This window comes from Streptomyces sp. SS8, from assembly GCF_054072955.1.
Genome location: NZ_JBSVCZ010000011.1, coordinates 168806 through 187605, shown reverse-complemented (window position 1 = coordinate 187605; position 18800 = coordinate 168806). Strand labels below are relative to the sequence as shown.

Here is an 18800-nt window from a genome sequence, read left to right as displayed (position 1 = left end):
ACCGCAGCCGTACCGCAGCAGCGCAAGAAGATCCTCCTCGTCGGCGCCCACCCCGAACCCCGCTCCCTCACCGCCTCCCTGACCGCCTTCGCGGCCGGGCACCTGCGCGGGGCGGGGCACGAGGTGCGGATCTCCGATCTCTACGGGATGAAGTGGAGGGCGGCGGTGGACGCCGACGACTTCCCCGGCCACCCCGCCGACCGGCGGCTGGACCTGCTGACCGCCGCGGAGGAGGCCGCCCGGACGGGACGGCTGTCCCCCGACATCGCCGCCGAGCAGGAGAAGGTGCGCTGGTCGGACGCGGTGGTCCTGCAGTTCCCGCTGTGGTGGTTCTCGGTGCCCGCGATCCTGAAGGGCTGGATGGACCGGGTGTTCGCCCGGGGGTTCGCCCACGGCCCCGGACTCCCCCCGCCCTACAGCGAGGGCGCCCTGGCGGGGCGCCGGGCGCTGATGTCGGTGACGGCCGGCGCCCCGGAGTCCTCCTTCTCCGACCGCGGCGCGCACGGGCGGCTGGCGGACCTCCTCCACCCGTTCCAGCACGGCCTGTTCTGGTTCACCGGCATGGCGCCGCTCGAACCGTTCGCGGTGTACGACGCGAACGTCCTGTCCCGGGAGCGGTTCGAGGCGGCGAAGCGGGAGTACGGGCGGCGGCTCGACCGGCTCTTCACGGACGAACCGGTCCCGTACCGGTCGCTGACCGGCGGCGACTACGACCACGGCATGCGGCTGCTGCCGGGCGTGGAGGCGCCGGGGACGAGCGGCCCGGACCTGCACGTCCGCCCGCGCGGCTGAGACGCGCGGGCGGGGACGCGCGAACAGGACGCCCGGCGCTAGGCGCCCGGCCCGTCCTCCCCGCCGTGCTCCGCGCGGCTGTCCGGGGCCGGCCGCCAGGCGTCCTGTTCGCGGTCGCGGCCCGTGCGCCACGGGGGAGGGGCGCCGCCCTCGCGGGAGGCGCCCCGTACGGCCCGGCGCCCGCCCCCGCGCTCCCCGGTCCTCCCGGTCCCCCCGGTCCTCCCGGAGACGTCCGAGTGCTTGTCCGGCTTGCCCATCCGTGCTCCCGGAACTCGTCGGAACGGTCGGTCACCACCAGGCTCGCACGCCCGCGCGGGCCCCGCACGCCGGACGGATCACGGTCGCGGCGGCAGCGGGGGGCGGCTGCGGTCGGGGACGTCGTCGTAGCCGGGCGGGGCGGCGGCCGGATGGCGTTCCAGCAGGTCCAGCGCGGTGCGCACGGCCGTCTCCAGCATCGGGTGGTGGTCCTCGGCCCAGTCCGTCGGGGTGCGCAGCACCTCGATGTCGGGCTCCACCCCGTGGTTCTCCACCGACCACTTGTACTCGTCGAACCAGGCCGCGTTCATCGGCACGGTGATGACCGTGCCGTCGCCGAGCCGGTGGCGCCCGGTCATGCCGACCACCCCGCCCCAGGTGCGGGCGCCGACCACCGGGCCGATGCCCAGCAGCCGGAACGCGGCGGTGATCATGTCGCCGTCGGAGGCGGTGGCCTCGTCGGCCAGGGCCACTATCGGGCCGCGCGGGGCGTTGGAGGCGTAACTGACCGGCTGGGAGTGGCGCACCAGGTCCCAGCCGAGGATGGTGCGGGTGAGCGCCTCGACGACCAGCTCGCTGATGTGGCCGCCCGCGTTGCCGCGCACGTCCACGATCAGCGCGGGCCGGGAGACCTCCATGCGCAGGTCGCGGTTGAACTGCGCCCAGCCGGAGCCGCCCATGTCCGGGATGTGCAGATAGCCGCACCGGCCGCCGCTGAGCCTGCGCACCACCGCGCGCCGCCGGCTCACCCAGTCCTGGTAGCGCAGCGGGCGCTCGTCGATGAGGGGGACGACGGCGACGCGGCGGGGGCGGTGCGGGACGGCGTCCGGGCCGTCGCCGGGCTCGGTGGTCAGGAAGGCCAGTTCGACGGTGGTGCCGCCGGCCGCCGCCAGCAGCGGGAACGGGCCGGCGTCCGGGTCCACCGGGCGTCCGTCGACATGGGTGAGCACCGAGCCCTCGCGGATGCCGGAGCCGGCCAGCGGGGAGCGGGCCCGGGAGTCGGAGGAGTCGCCCGGCAGGATGCGCTCCACCCGCCAGCGGCCCTCCCCGTCGCGGGCGAGGTCGGCGCCCAGCAGCCCGATCGGCCGCTGGTAGTGGGCCGGGCCCTCGTTGCGGCGGGCCGGCGAGACGTAGGCGTGCGAGGTGCCCAGCTCGCCCACCGTCTCGCGCAGCAGGTCGGCGAACTCGTCCGGGGAGGCCACCCGTTCGACCAGCGGGCGGTACTGGTCCAGGATCGCGTCCCAGTCCACGCCGGACATGCCCGGGTCCCAGAAGTACGAGCGCATGATCCGGCCCGCCTCGTCGAACGCCTGCCGCCACTCGGCGCGCGGATCGGCGTCGTGCAGGATGCGGCGCAGGTCGAGGTGGGTGGTGGAGTCGGCGTCGGCGTGCTCGCTCGCGGGTACGGCCCGCAGGTCGCCGTCGTCGTTGACCACCAGGCGGGTGCCGTCGCCGCTGACCGCGAACCAGTCGATGTCGCCGGTCAGTTCGGTGCGTTTGGCCTTGATCAGGTCGAAGTGCTCCAGGGTGGGGCGGCCGGAGGTGTCGGCCGGGTTGGCGAAGGTCTCGCCCAGCGCCCCGGAGATCGGCCAGCGCAGCCAGACCAGCCCGCCGCCGCTGACCGGATGGAGCGATGAGTACTTCGAGGCCGCCACGGGGAAGGGCGTGACGCGGCTGGCCAGCCCCTCGGCCTCCACCAGCACCGTCCCCTCCTCCCCGGCCGCCTCGCCGAGGGCGTCCGGGTCCAGGCCGCCGGCCGCCGGGCGGCCCTCGGGGGAGAGGGCGAACGGCGAGGGCGTGGCCGAGGACAGCGGCACCAGATACGGGCGGCAGCCCAGGGGGAAGGACAGGTCGCCGGTGTGCACGTCGTACACCGGGTCGAAGCCGCGCCAGGACAGGAAGGCGAGATAGCGGCCGTCGCGGGTGAAGACGGGCTGCTCGTCCTCGAAACGGCCCTCGGTGACGTCCAGGACGGTGCGGTCGGACAGCCGGGCGATCCGGATGCGGGTGAGCGCGCCGTCGGTACCGGGGTGGGCCCAGGCCAGCCACTGGGAGTCGGGGGAGAAGGAGAGGTGGCGGACGGGACCGTTGACGGAACGGACCAGCTCGGCGACACCGGCGGCTTCCGCGGCCTCGGCGGATCCGGAGGTTCCGGTGGTGTCGGCGGCTCCGGTCCCGGTCCCCCCGGCTGCGGCGGCCTCATCGCCCCCGCCTCCGCCCCCGCTCCCCTCCCCGGCGTCCACCAGCAGCAGCCGCCCGTCGTGCGAGGCGACGGCCAGGGTGGCGCCGTCCGGAGAGGCGATCAGCTCGTGCACCCGTCCCAGCCGCCCGGCGGCCAGCCGTACCGGCTCGCGGGCGCCGGTGGCCCGCGGCAGGTCGGCGATCTCCACCGCGTCCTCGCCCTCGGCGTCGGTGACGTAGGCGATCCGGCCGGTGGAGCCGAGCATCTCCGGCAGCCGCGCCCGCACCCCCGGGGTGTCGGCGATCACCCGCGCCGGGCCGTCGCGGTGGGTGAGCCAGTACAGGCTGCCGCGCACCCCCACCGCGCTGGCGCGCCCGGTGGTGTCCACGGCCAGGGAGTTCACATGGCCCGCGGCCGACACCTGGTAGACGCGGCGCCCGGCGCGCGGCCCCGCCAGCCGCACCGGCAGCCGGCGCGGCCTCGCGTGCGGCGAGAAGTCGTCCACCAGCCACAGCTCGCCCGCGCACTGGTACACCACGCGCTCGCCGTCGGTGGAGGCGTGGCGGGCGTAGAAGTCGGCGTGGTCGGTGTGGCGGCGCAGACCGGTGCCGTCGGGCAGGCAGGAGTAGAGGTTGCCCACCCCCTCGTGGTCGGAGAGGAACGCGATCCGGCCGCCGACGATCATCGGGCAGTCCAGATGCCCGTACAGATCGGGCACCAGGCGCTCGCCCTCCAGCCACAGCCGCCCCATCGCGCCGCCGCGGTAGCGCTTCCAGGCGGCCGGCTCGTGCGGCGGGGTGCCGGTCAGCAGCAGGGTGCGCCGCTTTCCGTCCAGGTCGGCGACGGCGAGGTCCGACACCGGGCCCCAGGGCAGCTTCTCGCCCGGACCGCCGCCGGCCGGCAGCCGGTGGGCCCAGGCGAAGTGCGAGAACGGCTGGCCGTGCGAGGCCACGGCCAGGATGTCCCCCTCGGGCGTCCAGCCGCGGACCTGGGTGTCCACCGCGCCCCAGTACGTCAGCTGCCGCGACGGCCCGCCGTCGACCGGCGTCAGGTGTACCTCGGGGTCCAGGCTGCGCCAGTTCGTGTACGCGATGTGGCGGCCGTCGGGGGAGAAGCGCGGGTGCCCCAGGCGCGTGCGGTCCACCGTCAGGCGCCAGGCGCGAGGCGGCTCGGCGGCCCCGGGCGCGAGCGGGGCGATCCACAGGTCGTCCTCGGCGGTGAAGCAGAGCAGTTCGCCGTGGAGGTGCGGAAACCTGAGGTACGCCCCGGAGGAGTCCGGGGAGGGGGGAACGGGGGTGCCTGGGGATCCGGAGGTCGCGGTCATCCCTCCCATGGTCGGCAGCCGGGCGGCGGGCGGCAACTCCTGGGGGCGGCGCGGCGGTCGGGGCCCGGGGCTCACCGGCGGGGAGGGCTCCCCCGGACGGTGGCGGGGGCGGGCACGAGGGCGGGCGGCCGGGGCCGGTGCGGGCCGCTTTCCGTGTCGGGCCGAGGGTTCGGGAGGGCTCCGGGGCGCCGGGGAGGTCCGGGCCTCGGGCCGGGCGGTACCGGTGGCCGTGTGCGCGGGCGGGCGGTCCGGTCCCTGCCGTGCCCGCCGGGCTCTGTGCGGCCCTGTGCGGCTCTGTGTGCCTCTGTGCGTTCTGCGTCGTGGGACCGCGTGGGACCGCGTGGGACTGCCGTGCGTTGCCCGGGATCCGTGCGTGGCTCCCTGCGGCCCTGCGGGGACGTGCTGTTCCTTCTGTTCCCTCTGCCGGGTCCTGCGGTTCTCGTTCCGCCCGTATCCCGGCGCCTGCTTGCCGAAGCGCCGGACGCGCGGCCGCCGCCTCAGCCCAGCAGGGAGGTCAGCCCGCGCTCCAGGTCCAACTCCAGGTGCTCGGAGCCGTCCGGCACCACGCCGTAGGTGCCGTGCAGGAAGTGCAGCAGGCCGGTGGTGTCGAACTCGATCACCGCGACCCCCTCGGGAGCGCGCAGTTCGATGACCGTCCCCTCGGGCCGCTCGGGGCCGGACGGCCGGATGTGCACGTCCCCCAGGCCCACCGCGGCCCGCAGCCCGTCCTCCAGCAGTTCGCGGGAGAACACCCAGACGACCTCCTGCCCGTCCAGGGAGACATCGGGTGGGAAGGCCAGGCTGACGGCGAAGGGATCGTGGCGGTCGTAGCGCAGCCCGACGGTCACCTCGCGGGTGACCGAGGGGACGGTGATCAGACGTGCCTGGACGCTGTGGTCGACGACTGCGCGCATGGGGTTGCTCCTTTTCCGGGGGCCTTTTCTCCTACGACCCCGCCAGAGCGTTTTCATGACGGCATACCGCAGGTAATCGATGTGAGTTCCGCAACAGTTCGGTGAAGGTCCGACATTGGTGCCGTCTTCCCCCGGACCAGGCAAGTATCCCGATCCACCGGCAACCGGGCGGGATGGAAACGCTGCGTGCCCCTACCCGTCGCACTGTGTCACATCTGCCCGCCGCGCCCCTTGCGCATCCGTTCACCGGCGAATCGGGTGCTCTTGCGAAGAGGTTGCAACTACTCCTTACCATCGAGGTGTGGAGCCGCCCCGGCTCTCCGTATCCCTCCGGCCACGGGGCCGCGGCAGCCGCGGAAGCCCGGCCGTGGAAGCCCGAGAAGCGGAGTCCTGCCATGCACGTGCCCGACGGATTTCTCAACGCGCCGGTCTCGGTGGCCACCGGCGCCGTCGCCGCGGCCGCCGTGGCGGTCAGCCTGCGCGGCGCCCGCCGCGAGCTGGCGGGCGCCGCCGACCACCACGGAGCGGAGCGCACCGCGCCGCTGGCCGGACTCGTGGCGGCCTTCGTCTTCGCCGTGCAGATGCTCAACTTCCCCGTGGGCGCGGGCACCAGCGGCCATCTGATGGGCGGGGCGCTGGCGGCGATACTCGTCGGCCCCTACACCGGGGTGCTCGCCCTCTCCGTCGTCCTGCTGATGCAGGCCCTGCTCTTCGCCGACGGCGGCCTCACCGCGCTGGGCACCAACATCACCCTGATCGGCGTCGTCACCGTCGTCGTCTCCTACGCCGTCTTCCGCGCCCTGGTACGGGTCCTGCCGCGCCGCCGCGGCTCGGTCACCGCCGCCGCCTTCGTCTCCGCGCTGCTCTCCGTACCGGCCGCCGCCGCGGTCTTCACCGGCCTGTACGCGCTCGGCGGCACCGCCGAGGTCCCCCTGGGCAAGGTCCTCACCGCGATGCTCGGCGTCCACACCCTGATCGGCGTCGGCGAGGCGCTGATCACCACCGCCACCGTCGGCGCCGTCCTGGCCGTCCGCCCGGACCTGGTGTACGCCGCACGCGGACTGGCCCGCCCCCTCGTCCTGCGCAGCGGTCCGGTCGCCACCCCCGGCTCGGGACCCGCCCCGCAGGCCGCCGCCACCACCTCCATCTCCACCACGTCCACCGCCGCCGGTCCCGCCGCGCGCCCCGCCTCCACCCGGAAGGTCTGGGCGGGCGGACTGGCCGCCACCCTCCTGTGCGCCGGCGTCGTCAGCTTCTACGCCTCCGCGGCCCCCGACGGCCTGGAGAAGGTCGCCGGCGAGTACGGCATCTCCTCCCAGGAGGAGGAGCACGGTCTGGCCGACTCCCCGCTCGCCGACTACGGCATCGCCTCCATCACCGACGAGCGCCTCTCCGGCGGACTCGCCGGCGTCATCGGCGCCGGCACGACACTGGCCGCGGGCACCGGCGTCCTCGTCGTCGTGACCCGCCGCAGGAACGCCAGGGCGGCCGCGGAGGCAGCCTCCGCACCGGCCTCCGCACCGGCCGCGGGCGGCGACACCGGCCGCACCCCCGCCGGGAACGCCTGAGATGGGCGCCGGACACGCCCACCGCCTCTACCGCCACGGGTACTCGCCCGTGCACCGCCTCCCCGCCCACACCAAGATCGCGGCCGTCCTCGCCTTCGTCCTCACCGTCGTCGCCACCCCGCGCGAGGCGATGTGGGCCTTCGGCGCCTACGCGCTGCTGCTGGCCGCCGTCGCCGCGCTCTCCCGCGTCCCCGCCCGCCACCTGCTGACGCGCATGCTGATCGAGGTCCCCTTCGTCGCCTTCGCGGTACTGATGCCCTTCGTCGCGGAGGGACCGAGGGTGGAGGCGCTGGGCATGTCGCTGAGCGAGTCCGGCCTGTGGGGCGCCTGGAACGTCCTGGCCAAGGGCACCCTCGGTGTCGCCGCCTCCGTCCTGCTGGCCTCCACCACCGAACTGCGCGAGATCCTGCTCGGCCTCCAGCGGCTGCGCATGCCGCCGCTGCTGGTGCAGATCGCCTCCTTCATGATCCGCTACGGCGACGTGATCGCCGACGAGATGCGCCGGATGCGCCTGGCCCGCGTCTCGCGCGGCTTCACCGCCCGCGGAGTGAGGCAGTGGGGCGTGCTCGCCAAGACCGCCGGGGCGCTGTTCATCCGTGCCTACGAGCGCGGCGAGCGCGTCCACCTGGCCATGGTCAGCCGCGGCTACACCGGCACCATGCCCACCGCCGACGAGACGGCCGCCACCCGCGCCCAGTGGTCCCTTGCCGCCGCCCTCCCGCTCGCCGCGCTCGCGGTCTGTCTGATGGGATGGTGGACCCTTTGACGGCAGCCGATCCGAGAGGCGAACCACTGAACGAGCAGCGAACCGAACCGAGGGACGAACCGCGAGGCGAACCCGCGCCCCCCTCCCTGGAGGTCTCCGGCCTCGCCTACGCCTACCCCGACGGCCACCAGGCCCTCTTCGGCGTCGACCTCACGGTGGCGCGCGGCGAGCGCGTCGCGCTGCTCGGGCCGAACGGCGCCGGCAAGACCACCCTCGTGCTCCACCTCAACGGCATCCTCACCGGCGGCGCGGGAAGCGTCACCGTGGCCGGACTGCGGGTGGACCCCTCGGACCGGGCCGCCCTGGCCGAGGTCCGCCGCCGCGTCGGCATCGTCTTCCAGGACCCCGACGACCAGCTGTTCATGCCCACCGTCCGCGAGGACGTCGCCTTCGGCCCCGCCAACACCGGGCTGCGCGGCGCCGGACTGGCGGCCCGGGTGCACGAGGCGCTGGCCCTGGTCGGGATGGAGGAGTACGCCGACCGCCCCCCGCACCACCTCTCCTTCGGCCAGCGGCGCCGGGTGGCGGTGGCCACCGTGCTGGCCATGCGGCCGGAGATCCTCGTCCTGGACGAGCCATCCTCCAACCTCGACCCCGCCTCCCGCCGCGAACTGGCCGACATCCTGCGGTCGCTGGACGTCACCGTGCTCATGGTCACCCACGACCTGCCCTACGCCCTGGAGCTGTGCCCCCGCTCGGTCGTCCTCGGCGAGGGCGTCGTCGCCGCCGACGGCCCCACCCGGGACCTGCTGTGCGACGAGGCGCTGATGCGCGCCCACCGCCTGGAGCTGCCCTTCGGATTCGACCCCCGGTCGGTGTCGCCGCCGCGCGCGTAGCACCATGTACGACGGCACGCATCGGTGCACACATCGGCACACGCATCACCTTTTGACCGGCGGGAGCACGAAGACAGTGGTGGACGTCCATGGCACGGTGGCGGACGGCTACGAGCCGGTCCGCGACGCCTTCCGCGCCAACCTGACCGAGCGCGGCGACCGGGGCGCGGCCGTGGCCGTCTACCGGGACGGGCACAAGGTCGCCGACCTGTGGGGCGGCCTGGCCGACCCCCACGGGCAGGAGCCCTGGACCGAGGGCACCGCCCAGGTCGTCCGCTCGGTCACCAAGGGCCCGGCCGCCGCCGTCCTCCACCTGCTGCACCAGCGCGGACGCCTGGACCTGGACGCGCCGGTGGGCACCTACTGGCCGGAGTTCAAGGCGGCGGGCAAGGAGCGCGTACTGGTGCGCCACCTGCTCACCCACCGCGCCGGACTGCCCGCCCTGGACACCCCCCTCACCCCGGAGCAGGCGCTCGACGGCGTCTCCGGTCCGCGCGCCGTCGCCGCCCAGGAGCCCGCCTGGGAGCCGGGCACCGCCCACGGCTACCACGCGCAGACCTACGGCTGGCTGCTGGGCGAACTGGTGCGGCGGGTCACCGGACGCAGCCTGGGACGCTGGTTCGCCGAGGAGATAGCCGCGTCCCTCGGCCTCGACCTGTGGATCGGACTGCCCGCCGACCAGGCGCACCGGGTGGGCCGGATCGCCGAGGTGGAGGCCCCGCCCGCGCCCGCCTCCGCCGGATTGCGGGTACGCCCCAAGCGCGAGGTCGCCGACGCCTGGCGCGACCCGGACTCCCTCACCCGCCGCGCCTTCGGAGCCATCGACCCGCAGCCCGACGAGAACGACCCCGCCTACCGGGCCGCCGAACTCGCCTCCTCCTCCGGCGTGGCCACCGCCCGCTCCCTGGCCCGCTTCTACGCGGCGCTCATCGGCGACCTCGGCGACGGCACCCGCCGCCTGTACGCACCCGCCACCCTCACCCAGGCGCGTACCGAGGAGTCGGCCGGACCCGACCGCGTCCTGCTGGTCGCCACCCGCTTCGGTCTGGGCTACATGCTCCACGGACCGTCCTCGCCGATGCTGGGCCCCGGCTCCTTCGGCCACTCCGGCCGCGGCGGCTCGCTGGCCTTCGCCGACCCCGAGACGGGCCTGGCCTTCGCCTACGTCACCAACTCCCTCCAGAAGTCGGTCACCTCCGACCCGCGCGCCCAGGCCCTGGTGCGCGCGCTGCGGAAGGCCGCCGCGCACGGGGACGGGTGACCGGCCCGGCGCCTACGCTGGCCCGATGCAGCGGTTCGAGGAACGCCTGAAGGACTACGCGGTACTGGTCACGGGCGCCGGGCGGGGCATCGGCGCGGCGGTCTGCCGGCGGCTGGCCGCCGAGGGCGCCCGGGTGCTGGCCACCGACGTCGACGGCGAGAGCGCCGAACGCACGGCCCGGGAGGTGACCGAGGCGGGCGGGCAGGCCGCCCACACCGTCTGCGACGTGGGCGACGACGGCTCGGTGCGGGCGGCCGTCGCTCACGCGGTGGAGCGGTTCGGCGGCCTGGACGTCCTGGTCAACAACGCCTACGGCATCCAGTCCGAGCCCCCGCTCTTCGAGGACCTGGCGGATGAGGAGTGGCAGCGCGGCCTGGACCTCACCCTCACCGGCGCGTTCCGCTGCGTCCGCGCCGCCCTGCCCCACCTGGCCGCCGCCCCCGACCGGCGCGGGGCCGTCGTCAGCGTCGGCTCCGTCAACGGCGAGCGCGACTTCGGCGGACACGCCTACAGCGCGGCCAAGGCGGGGCTGGCCTCACTGACCCGCACCCTGGCCGGGCACGCCGCCCCGCGCGGCGTGCGGGTCAACCTGGTCGCGCCGGGAACGGTCGCCACCCGGGCGTGGGAAGGCCGCGACGAGGTGCTGGAGCGCGCGGCCCGGGAGTACCCGCTGGGCCGGGTGGGCCGCCCCGAGGACATCGCCGCGGCCGTCGCCTTCCTCGCCTCGGCCGACGCGTCCTGGATCACCGGCCTGACCCTCCCCGTCGACGGCGGTCTGCTGGTCTCCAACCTCGGGCTGCGCCGTGTGCTCGGCGGGGAGGAGCCGCCCGGCTGAGGGGGACGCGCGGGCCCGTGGTGTTCCGGCCGCGTCGACGGGACGGGTTTTCCGTTCCGCGCCTCCGGCCACAGCGGCCGCACCTGCGTCCGGCGGGGTCAGGGGCGTGTGGGGGCATGTCACTTGATGGCGATGACGTAGACGCTGCCCCACTGCCGCTTGGGGTTGGTGATGGCCGGGTCGAACGGCCAGGGCTCGACGGACCGGAACCCGGCCTCGCCGAACAGCTGGACCAGCTTCTCGTGGTCGTAGGCCCAGAGGTGGGGGGTGTAGGTGGGGTCGTCGTCCTGGTCGCGGAGGACGTAGTTGATCAGGTCCAGATAAGTGTTGATGTCGTCGAGGCAGTCGCGCTTGGCGTACCAGCGCTCGATCGCCTTGTCCGCCTGGCCAGGGTCGGCCGGGTACTGGTTCAGCACGAACGCGGCGTCGGGGGCACCGGTGACGACCTGCCCTCCGGGTGCCAGGACACGGTGGGTCTCGCGTGCGTAGTGCTTGGCCGAGCGGGGGTAGTCGATGTGCTCCAGGAAGTGCTCGGAGAACAACGACTGCACGGTGGCGTCGTGGAGGGGGATGCCTTCGCGGACGTCCCACAGCAGGTCGGCCGGCGGTACGGCGTCGATGTTGAAGAAGCCGTCGATGCGGTGGGCTCCGCCGCCGATCTGGACCTTGGAGGGGACGGCGTCGATCCGTCCGTCGGGCCACGCCCTGGAGCCGGCGCGGTGGTACCGGTACAGCTCGATCTCCCTGGCGGCGGCGCGCAGGGCCCGGCCGAGCCCGTGGGTGGTCGTCGGCTCGTCGAGGAGGGCTTCGACTTGTGCGGCGAGGTTGTCGAACTCCCAGCGGGTGCGGTGCCAGGATTCCGGGACCTGACCAGGGGTGAACAGCCGGGCCGCGACGAGGTGGCTGATCCGCTGGTCCGGTCGCTGGTGGAGTGCAGCATCAGGTACTCCGCCAGGATCTCGAAGTAGAGGTATCCGGGGATGGGCAGGCGGGGGATCGTCTCGTCCAGCAGTCGCAGGAACGGGTCGGCCGCCACGGGCGCTCCGTGGTAGGTGATGGCCGCGGCGAGGGCGAGGAAGGCGGTGGAGTTCTTGACCCGGCTGACGACCGCTTCGCGCAGCTGATGCCGTTCGGTCTTGGAGAGCAGGTACTCCAGGTGGGTGTAGATCTGGAGGTGGATCGCGCCCAGGCGCAGACAGTCGACGCCGGCCAGGCCGCGGTAGGCGTGCCGGGGGACGGTGATCTCGAAGGTCAGCGGTGTGGGGGCCCGGCCCTGCTCTCCGAGTCTGGCGACGAAGGCCGGGGCCTCCTTGTGGAGGACGTAGGAGGCGAGGTTGTGCATCCGCAGGCCGCCGTCGCCCGGAGTGAGAGGCGCGCAGTAGATGCTGCCGACCAGGCAGCCCCCGGAGGGGTAGAGGACGCCCTGCTCGCTGATCTGCTCCAGGGCGTGGGTGACGTGCAGCAGATGCAGCGTGCCGTCGCCGAGCGCGTCGAAGAGCGCGTTGCCGCGCAGGAGCCGTCCGTTGGGTGTCTCCTCCAGCAGGCGGGTCTGCCAGGCCGCTTCCCGTGCGGCCAGGGGGTCGCGGTGCCGGTCGGGGCCGGGGACCGGCGTGGAGTCGTAGAAGGCGTGGGCGTCGGCCCACAGGTGGTAGGTGTCGAGGAAGTCCATCAGCGCACCACCCCGTGGGCTTCCAGCGCCTCCAGGGCGGCTTCGGCGCTGCCGGCGCCCGTCAGGTGGGCGGCCTCGCTGTGTACGACGAGGTCGAATGCGGTGGCCCGCAGTGCGTCGAAGGCGGCGGGTACGCGGATGTGAGCGGCGTCCGGCCACCAGCTCAGCTTCGGCAGCCGGTAGCGGTCGAGGGCGTCGGCGGCTTTCAGCAGGTCGCTGATGTGCTCCGCGCGGGCGTGGTCGGTCCGGTCGTCGGTGGTGAAGACGGTGTACGGCGGGCGCGGGTATCGGCGAAGTGCCCCGGTAGGACGGGCGGGCCTAGCCTCGCGCTTTCACGAAGTGGCCTGTCCGGAGGTTGATCAGAAACGCAGAAAGTGCTCTTGACCTGCAACGATAGGACTTGCTGAGGGTCCTGTTGGCTGCAAGGAAAAGAGCACTTTCCAGGTGAGAGAGCCTATCGCGTCGTACCCGGGTGTCCGTGTCCTGGGGGACGGCCGCCACGTGGTCTCGCAGGCCCGGTTCGGTCCTGCTGGTGGAGACAGTCCGCAAGACGGGCCTGGACCAGGCGATATCCGCAGCCCTGGCACCGTGGTGCAAGCCGCGGGCCGTCCACGATCCGGGGAAGATCCTGCTGGACGTCGCGCTGGCGGTGGCGCTGGGCGGGGACTGCCTCGCGGATGTCGGCATGCTGCGGGCCGAGCCGGCGGTGTTCGGGCCGGTCGCCTCCGACCCGACGGTCTCCCGCCTGATCGACACCCTCGCCTCTTCCGGCGACCGAGCTCTGCGGGCCATCCGGGCTGCGCGGGCCGAAGCACGCGAACGAGTCTGGCGGTTGGCCGACCGGGAAGCGCCCGATGCCGACGGGACGGTGACCGTTGACCTCGACGGGGTGCTGGTGATCGCGCACTCCGACAAGGAGGACGCGGCCCCGACCTGGAAGCGGACCTACGGCCACCACCCGCTGATGGGGTTCGTCGATCACGGGCCGGGCGGCACCGGAGAGCCGGTGGCAGCCCTGCTCAGGCCCGGGAATGCGGGCTCGAACACCGCCACCGACCACATCACCGCCGCCCGACTGGCCCTGGCCCAACTGCCGAAGAAGTACCGTCGCGGACGTCAGACCCTGATCCGCACCGACTCCGCGGGCGGCACCCACGACTTCGTCGCCTGGCTCGCCCGGCGGGGACGGTGGCTGTCCTACTCGGTCGGCATGGTGATCACCGACGCGATCCACCAGCATGTGCTGCAGGTTCCCGCCTCGGCCTGGACGCTGGCCGCCGAGGCGGACGGCGAGATCCGCGACGGCGCCTGGGTAGCCGAACTCACCGGCGACGTCCTGGACGGCTGGCCCCCGGGCATGCGGCTGATCGTCCGCAAGGAAAGACCGCACCCCGGGGCCCAGTTGCGGCTCACGGATGCGGACGGCATGCGGCTGACCTGCTTCGCCACCAACACCTCGGGCCGGCCGATCGCCGAACTCGAGCTCCGTCACCGGCTGCGAGCGAGGGCCGAGGACCGCATCCGGGCCGCCCGGGCCACCGGCCTGCGCAACCTGCCCCTGCACCGCACCGCCCAGAACCGGATCTGGCTGGAGATCGTGCAGATCGCGCTGGACCTGCTGGCCTGGATGCCGATGCTCGCGCTGACCGGCAAGGCCCGGCTCTGGGAACCCCGCCGACTACGGCTCCGGCTGTTCACCGCGGCCGGACAACTCGTCACCACCGGCCGCCGGCGAATCCTCCGCCTGGCCCGGCACTGGCCCTGGACCGGCCACATCACCACCGCACTCAACCGGCTCGCACTCCTGCCGAACCCTGGCTGACCAGCGGATTCACCCGTCCCTACAAGAGAACCCTCCAGCCGGAGCAGTGGAACCCGGCGTCCACCCGAGACGACACTCGGGCCCTCAGCCTGCCCCACCTCAGTCCACGGCACGAAGACGGGCCACCGACTCCGTCGGCGGCCCGACACGAAACTTCGAGGCTAGTGGAGACACGGCCGGACTGCCAGGTACCGGCAGGCTGGCGGCGTCGGCGGGGGAGAGGACCAGATCGCTCATCTACCCCGACGATCGGGGAACTGATCAAGTCCTGACGGGACTGCTGGCCGGAGCAATGTTTGCGCCATATGAAAAAACCCATCCGCAGGAGCCTTGGATGGAAGGCTTTCCGGCCAGAAATCGATTCTCCAATCGACAAAAGACGTATAGCGCACGGATGTGTGCGCGCTCGATACCGGCATGAGTCGCCATGATCCGCATTGCCATAATATTAACGAAATATGGAGGTGAAGGGAAAGGTGTCGCTCCACTCGCCACCTAATGCCGCTGTAAGTGTCACGACTTCCTTCGTTTCGCAAGGGAGGAAATCCTGGGCGTCTGAAAACGGGACGGCATGTGAATATTCTGTGATGACGTTCTTGAAGGCTGGCCGAGGGCTCCCTATAAAGACCGGGTAAGGTGACCCTCTGTCATAAGGGGTTGAACCGGTAGTGATGTACCGGAGAATCAGTTCGCGGTTCGCACGGCTCGTGTCCGTGGCGGTCGCGTCCGTGCTGGGAGTGCTTTTCCTGGGCACTCCGCAGGCCGCTGCCGTGGAGAGGTGTGCGAGCGTTTCCGGCGCCATGGCGTGTGTCGAGACGTACGGCGACCACATCTACCTGTACGACACCGCGGCCGACGGCGCCCACCCCGAGGTCTATTTCGTCCTGGAGAACGCCGGCTACGCGGTCGCATTCGGGTGGTGCCGTCAGTACGGAGGCGCCAACACCGTCGCGGACTGCGATTTCGATTTCCCGGAGGAGTCGTACGTCCACTTCGTGGCCGCCCGGGTCGACGGAAGCACGCTGCAGGACTTCAGCGACGTCGCCTCCGCCGACAGCGGCGCTGCCCGCATCGTCGCTCCCTCCGCCTCCGGCAGCGACCGTGCCGAGGCCCGGACCGAGCTGAAGCATCTGCCGGAACCCCAGAAGATGCCCGAAGGCGGCGACGCCCTCGTCGAGCAGGCGGAGCCGGCACCCGTGGACGGCGTGGAGGGCGGCTCCGAGGGTACGGTCCGGATGGAGGTCCGGGCGCTGTCCCTGGACGAGGTCCGGCAGCGGGGACTGGGTGAGCACGTCGACGCCGCCCACTACGCGCCGGCCGCCCCTCAAGTGAAGGCGGAGAACTCCTTGGGGGTCGTTCCCAGCCCTCAGCAGAGGCAGGAGAAGGCCTCCGCCCAGGCCACCGGCTGCTGGGAAGGTTCCGTCTGGGCCGGCGTCAAGGACAACAGCGATTTCCCGCTGGAGCTCTACGGACAGACGGACATTACGTGGTGCGGAGACGGACAGTGGGTCACCTACTCGGCCAGCGGTTGCTGGGGTGACGAGAACTGGCCCTTCTACAAGTTCATGGGCTGCACCATCATCGACGACTTCGGGTTCATCCCGCCGGACACGTACTACAACGTGTACGACGTGTGGTCCCAGTGGGAGCTCTGCCCTCTCTACGCCACCAAATGGGGCGGCTGCTTCCAGACCGACCGGCCTCAGGCGAAGTACCGCCTGACCGGTGCCGGTGAGGCGTTCCTGCTGTCGAGCAACGTCTAACTGCTCATGGTCGGCGCCGGTGCGGAGGACGAAGAGGATGAGGCAGGCAAGTCACTGTCGATTCCGGAACCGCCCTTGTACTGAAGAACTCCTGCCAGCAGGAGCAGTACATAGCAGATCAGTGCCGCACCGGCGACGGCAGCAATAGTTATCAGCCATTTCCTGGGGCCCATTCCCGCCTCCGAACGCTGCGGCTTTGACGAGGGACAGTACCAAGGGTTCGGCAGAGGTGAAACGGGGGCGGGCAGGGCAGGTGAGCGTCAGCGCTGACGGGTGGGCCGGATAAGAGCTCGTAACACGATCTTGTTGAAGTGGCCTGGTCGGGCGTGACCGGTCTGACGATTCGGCCGTTCGCGATGGTGTGAGTACCCGACCGTGGATCGTGGACGATGACCTGTGGGCGCTGATCGAGCCGTTGCTACCGCCCTGGCCTGAGCGGGCGCCGGGGCCGCGGCCGGTGCCGGACCGGCTGTGCCTGCGGGGCATCCTGTATGTGCTGCACAACGACATCGCCTGGCAGCTCCTGCCGCCTGAGCTGGGGTTCGGCTCCGGACAGACCCGCTGGCGCCGCTTGGTGCGCTGACAGGAGGCCGGCGTCTTCGACCGGCTCCACCAGGTCCTGCTCGCGAAGCTCAACGCCGCCGGCGAACTCGACTGGTCCAGGGCGTGCGTGGACGGTTCCCACATCCGCGCGAAAAGGGGGGTGCCGACACCGGCCCGTCGCCGGTCGACCGGCGCAAGACGGGCAGCAAACACCACCTGATCTGCGACGGACGCGGCACCCCGCTGAAGGTCATCACCACAGCCGCCGACGTCAACGACGTCACCCAGACCCTGGCCCTGGCCGACGGCATCCCGCCCGTCGCCGGGCGGCCCGGCCGCCCACGCCGTCGCCCCTACGCCCTCCTCGGAGACAAGGGCTACGACAGCAACCCCAACCGGCGTGAACTGCGCAAGCGGCGGATCCTGCCCGTCATCTCACGCAAGGGCTGCCCGAACATCAAGGATATGGGCAAGCTCCGCTACGTCGTCGAGCAGACCTTCGCCCTCCTCCACCACTTCAAGCGCCTCGCCGTCCGATGGGAACGCCGCACCGAACTCCACGACGCCTTCGTCTCCCTCGCCTGCAGCCTCATCTGCTACAGACGCCTCAGGAAGAACCGCCCGTGATCGTGTTACGAGCTCTAAGGGAGATCGAGGGGTATGCGCGTCGGAGCCTGATCGACATCGCCGCGGCCGCGAGCCTGCGTGTCTACGTTTCGGAGTGGGAGAACGGGCGCCGTTCGATCAGCGAGCGCTACGCGGCCATCCTGCGTGGTCTGTTCGGTGTCACCGATGACGAACTCTTCGGCCGTACGGCTTCCAACGAGGCGCTGGTCGCACAGACTGTCGGCGGATACGACGAGCTGGTGACCCGTATCGACTCGGCACACAGCGTCGGTCCGGCCATGGTCAGGACGTTCATGGAGCAGACGGAACTCCTCCGCACCATGGACCGTCAGATAGGCGCAGCCAGGCTCGTTGACCAGATGACCGGCCACTTGGCTGCCCTGGAAGACACCCTGACTTTCGCAGTCCTCCCCGAAGTCCGCCGACCCGTCGCCCGTGCTCTCGCCGGAGCAGCGACTCTCGCGGCCTGGCAGGCACTGGACATGGGAGCGGTGGAACGAGCGTGGCGGTACTACGAACTGGGCAAGCAGGCGGCTCAGGAAGCCGAGGCCCCCATGTATCTGGTGCACGCCATGGCAGAGCAGGCTTATGTGCTCACCGACGCCGGACGCCCGAAACTCGCGGTTGACCTGGTACGTGACGCGCAGCGCGTCGGAGGGCAGCGGATCCCCCCGCGACTGCGCGCGTGGTTGTACGCGGCGGAGGCCGAGCTGTGCGCCAGAGCCGGACAGTCGGACGGGTGCTACAGAGCCATCGACAAAGCGGCTGGGTGCATGCCCGGCGGAGAGGAGGAGCGTGATCCGGATATGCCGAGCATCTTCCTCAACGAGGGGCATCTGGTTCGGTGGCGGGGCAACACCCTTGCCCTCATCGGTGACGACGAGGCCGTCGGCAGCCTCTACGCGGCACTCGACAGGATGGATCCGACGTTCGTCCGTGCCGCCGCCGGGCTGCGCTGCGATCTTGCTCAGGCTCATTTGGTCCGACAGGAACACGACCAGGCTCAGGAACATCTCAGGGAGGCACGTCTGCTGGCGAACCGCACGGGGTCCGTCCGGCACCGGCGCCGCATCGAGCGGATCAGGTAGGAGTTGTGGCCGGTCCCCTGCCACGTGAGGCAAGGATGTGCAGCAGCGCGACGAGGGTGCCTGAGCCCATCAACTCGCCCCGGGCCATCAGCTCAGGAATCTCCGCGAGTGGTACCCAGGCGACGCGCCTGGCTTCCTCCGCGTCCGTGGGATCGCCGATGTGTTCCGCCCCTCGTCCGACGAAGATCTCATGCGGTGAGTCCACCATGCCGATCATGGGCTGGTAGGTGACGATGTGTTCCAGCGAATCCGGGCGCCAGCCGGTCTCCTCCTCGACCTCGCGGAGAGCCGTGGCGCAGGCATCCTCACCCTCGTCCACGATGCCGCCGGGCAGTTCCCACCCCCATTGCCCGGGCACGAAGCGGTAGCGCCACAACAACAACACTCGATCCTGCTCGTCCAGGACGGCCGCGATCGAGACGTGCTGCAGTCTGACCACGTGATGTTCGAAGCGATTGACGCCCGGTGGCTCCACGTCCACGAGGTCGAGCCTCACCCAGCGGTCGTCATAGATCGTTCTCTCACCGTGAACCCGCCATGGTTCCAGTGCCCCCG

Annotated in this window: 12 protein-coding genes and 3 pseudogenes; 10 read left to right on the top strand and 5 right to left on the bottom strand. The window is 72.0% G+C overall.

All coding sequences use genetic code 11. The features are described 5' to 3' along the window. On the top strand, positions 1–792 hold a 792-nt coding region (locus ACW69E_RS13595), incomplete at its 5' end, for an NAD(P)H-dependent oxidoreductase (RefSeq protein ID WP_457498464.1). A 38-nt stretch (positions 793–830) separates the two neighbouring features. Here the strand turns inward: ACW69E_RS13595 and ACW69E_RS13590 are convergent. The 3 genes from ACW69E_RS13590 to ACW69E_RS13580 form a co-directional block, all read right to left on the bottom strand. Then, positions 831–1049, bottom strand: coding sequence for a hypothetical protein (locus ACW69E_RS13590; protein WP_457498463.1), 219 nt, complete (start codon positions 1047–1049; stop codon positions 831–833). A gap of 78 nt (positions 1050–1127) precedes the next feature. Beyond that, positions 1128–4553, bottom strand: coding sequence for a S41 family peptidase (locus tag ACW69E_RS13585; RefSeq protein WP_457498462.1), 3426 nt, complete (start codon positions 4551–4553; stop codon positions 1128–1130). Between the two features lie 497 nt (positions 4554–5050). Continuing rightward, positions 5051–5467 (bottom strand): SsgA family sporulation/cell division regulator, encoded by a 417-nt coding sequence (locus ACW69E_RS13580; RefSeq protein ID WP_457498461.1) that lies wholly within the window; start codon positions 5465–5467, stop codon positions 5051–5053. Positions 5468–5862: 395 nt separating this feature from the next. Between ACW69E_RS13580 and ACW69E_RS13575 the strand changes: the two genes are divergently transcribed. The 5 genes from ACW69E_RS13575 to ACW69E_RS13555 all read left to right on the top strand — a co-directional run bounded on the left by ACW69E_RS13575 (position 5863) and on the right by ACW69E_RS13555 (position 10733). Beyond that, entirely contained in the window at positions 5863–7035 is a 1173-nt protein-coding gene (locus ACW69E_RS13575) for an energy-coupling factor ABC transporter permease (protein WP_457498460.1), read from the top strand. A gap of 1 nt (position 7036) precedes the next feature. Then, positions 7037–7801, top strand: coding sequence for a cobalt ECF transporter T component CbiQ (cbiQ, locus tag ACW69E_RS13570; protein WP_457498459.1), 765 nt, complete (start codon positions 7037–7039; stop codon positions 7799–7801). Between the two features lie 26 nt (positions 7802–7827). Next, positions 7828–8637 (top strand): energy-coupling factor ABC transporter ATP-binding protein, encoded by an 810-nt coding sequence (locus ACW69E_RS13565; protein WP_457498473.1) that lies wholly within the window; start codon positions 7828–7830, stop codon positions 8635–8637. A 76-nt stretch (positions 8638–8713) separates the two neighbouring features. After that, positions 8714–9898 (top strand): serine hydrolase domain-containing protein, encoded by a 1185-nt coding sequence (locus ACW69E_RS13560; protein ID WP_457498458.1) that lies wholly within the window; start codon positions 8714–8716, stop codon positions 9896–9898. A gap of 25 nt (positions 9899–9923) precedes the next feature. After that, positions 9924–10733 (top strand): SDR family NAD(P)-dependent oxidoreductase, encoded by an 810-nt coding sequence (locus ACW69E_RS13555; protein WP_457498457.1) that lies wholly within the window; start codon positions 9924–9926, stop codon positions 10731–10733. Positions 10734–10852: 119 nt separating this feature from the next. Here the strand turns inward: ACW69E_RS13555 and ACW69E_RS13550 are convergent, their stop codons facing one another. Further along, complete coding sequence (locus ACW69E_RS13550; protein WP_457498472.1) at positions 10853–11617, bottom strand: class I SAM-dependent methyltransferase; 765 nt, start codon at positions 11615–11617, stop codon at positions 10853–10855. A gap of 1229 nt (positions 11618–12846) precedes the next feature. Between ACW69E_RS13550 and ACW69E_RS13545 the strand changes: the two are divergent. The 4 genes and pseudogenes from ACW69E_RS13545 to ACW69E_RS13530 all read left to right on the top strand — a co-directional run bounded on the left by ACW69E_RS13545 (position 12847) and on the right by ACW69E_RS13530 (position 18245). After that, a pseudogene (locus ACW69E_RS13545) lies at positions 12847–14224 on the top strand (IS1380 family transposase). 800 nt (positions 14225–15024) lie between these two features. Then, entirely contained in the window at positions 15025–15987 is a 963-nt protein-coding gene (locus ACW69E_RS13540; protein ID WP_457498456.1) for a hypothetical protein, read from the top strand. A gap of 379 nt (positions 15988–16366) precedes the next feature. Further along, a pseudogene (locus ACW69E_RS13535) lies at positions 16367–17157 on the top strand (IS5 family transposase). Positions 17158–17204: 47 nt separating this feature from the next. Beyond that, the gene (locus ACW69E_RS13530; protein ID WP_457498471.1) at positions 17205–18245 is read left to right on the top strand and encodes an XRE family transcriptional regulator; all 1041 of its coding nucleotides are present in this window, start codon (positions 17205–17207) and stop codon (positions 18243–18245) included. On the opposite strand, the pseudogene ACW69E_RS13525 reads toward ACW69E_RS13530, so the two are convergent. Further along, positions 18238–18792 (bottom strand): annotated as a pseudogene (locus ACW69E_RS13525) (NUDIX hydrolase); the annotation flags it as partial. The gene ACW69E_RS13530 and the pseudogene ACW69E_RS13525 sit on opposite strands and share 8 nt — an antisense overlap. Between the last annotated feature and the right edge of the window lie 8 nt (positions 18793–18800).

What these genes read in the sequence shown, in the direction of transcription:
- ACW69E_RS13590 (WP_457498463.1), bottom strand. Translation starts at nt 1,049, where the DNA reads ATGGGCAAGCCGGACAAGCACTCGGACGTCTCCGGGAGGACCGGGGGG.
- ACW69E_RS13585 (WP_457498462.1), bottom strand. Translation starts at nt 4,553, where the DNA reads ATGACCGCGACCTCCGGATCCCCAGGCACCCCCGTTCCCCCCTCCCCG.
- ACW69E_RS13580 (WP_457498461.1), bottom strand. Translation starts at nt 5,467, where the DNA reads ATGCGCGCAGTCGTCGACCACAGCGTCCAGGCACGTCTGATCACCGTC.
- ACW69E_RS13575 (WP_457498460.1), top strand. Translation starts at nt 5,863, where the DNA reads ATGCACGTGCCCGACGGATTTCTCAACGCGCCGGTCTCGGTGGCCACC.
- cbiQ (WP_457498459.1), top strand. Translation starts at nt 7,037, where the DNA reads ATGGGCGCCGGACACGCCCACCGCCTCTACCGCCACGGGTACTCGCCC.
- ACW69E_RS13555 (WP_457498457.1), top strand. Translation starts at nt 9,924, where the DNA reads ATGCAGCGGTTCGAGGAACGCCTGAAGGACTACGCGGTACTGGTCACG.
- ACW69E_RS13540 (WP_457498456.1), top strand. Translation starts at nt 15,025, where the DNA reads ATGGCGTGTGTCGAGACGTACGGCGACCACATCTACCTGTACGACACC.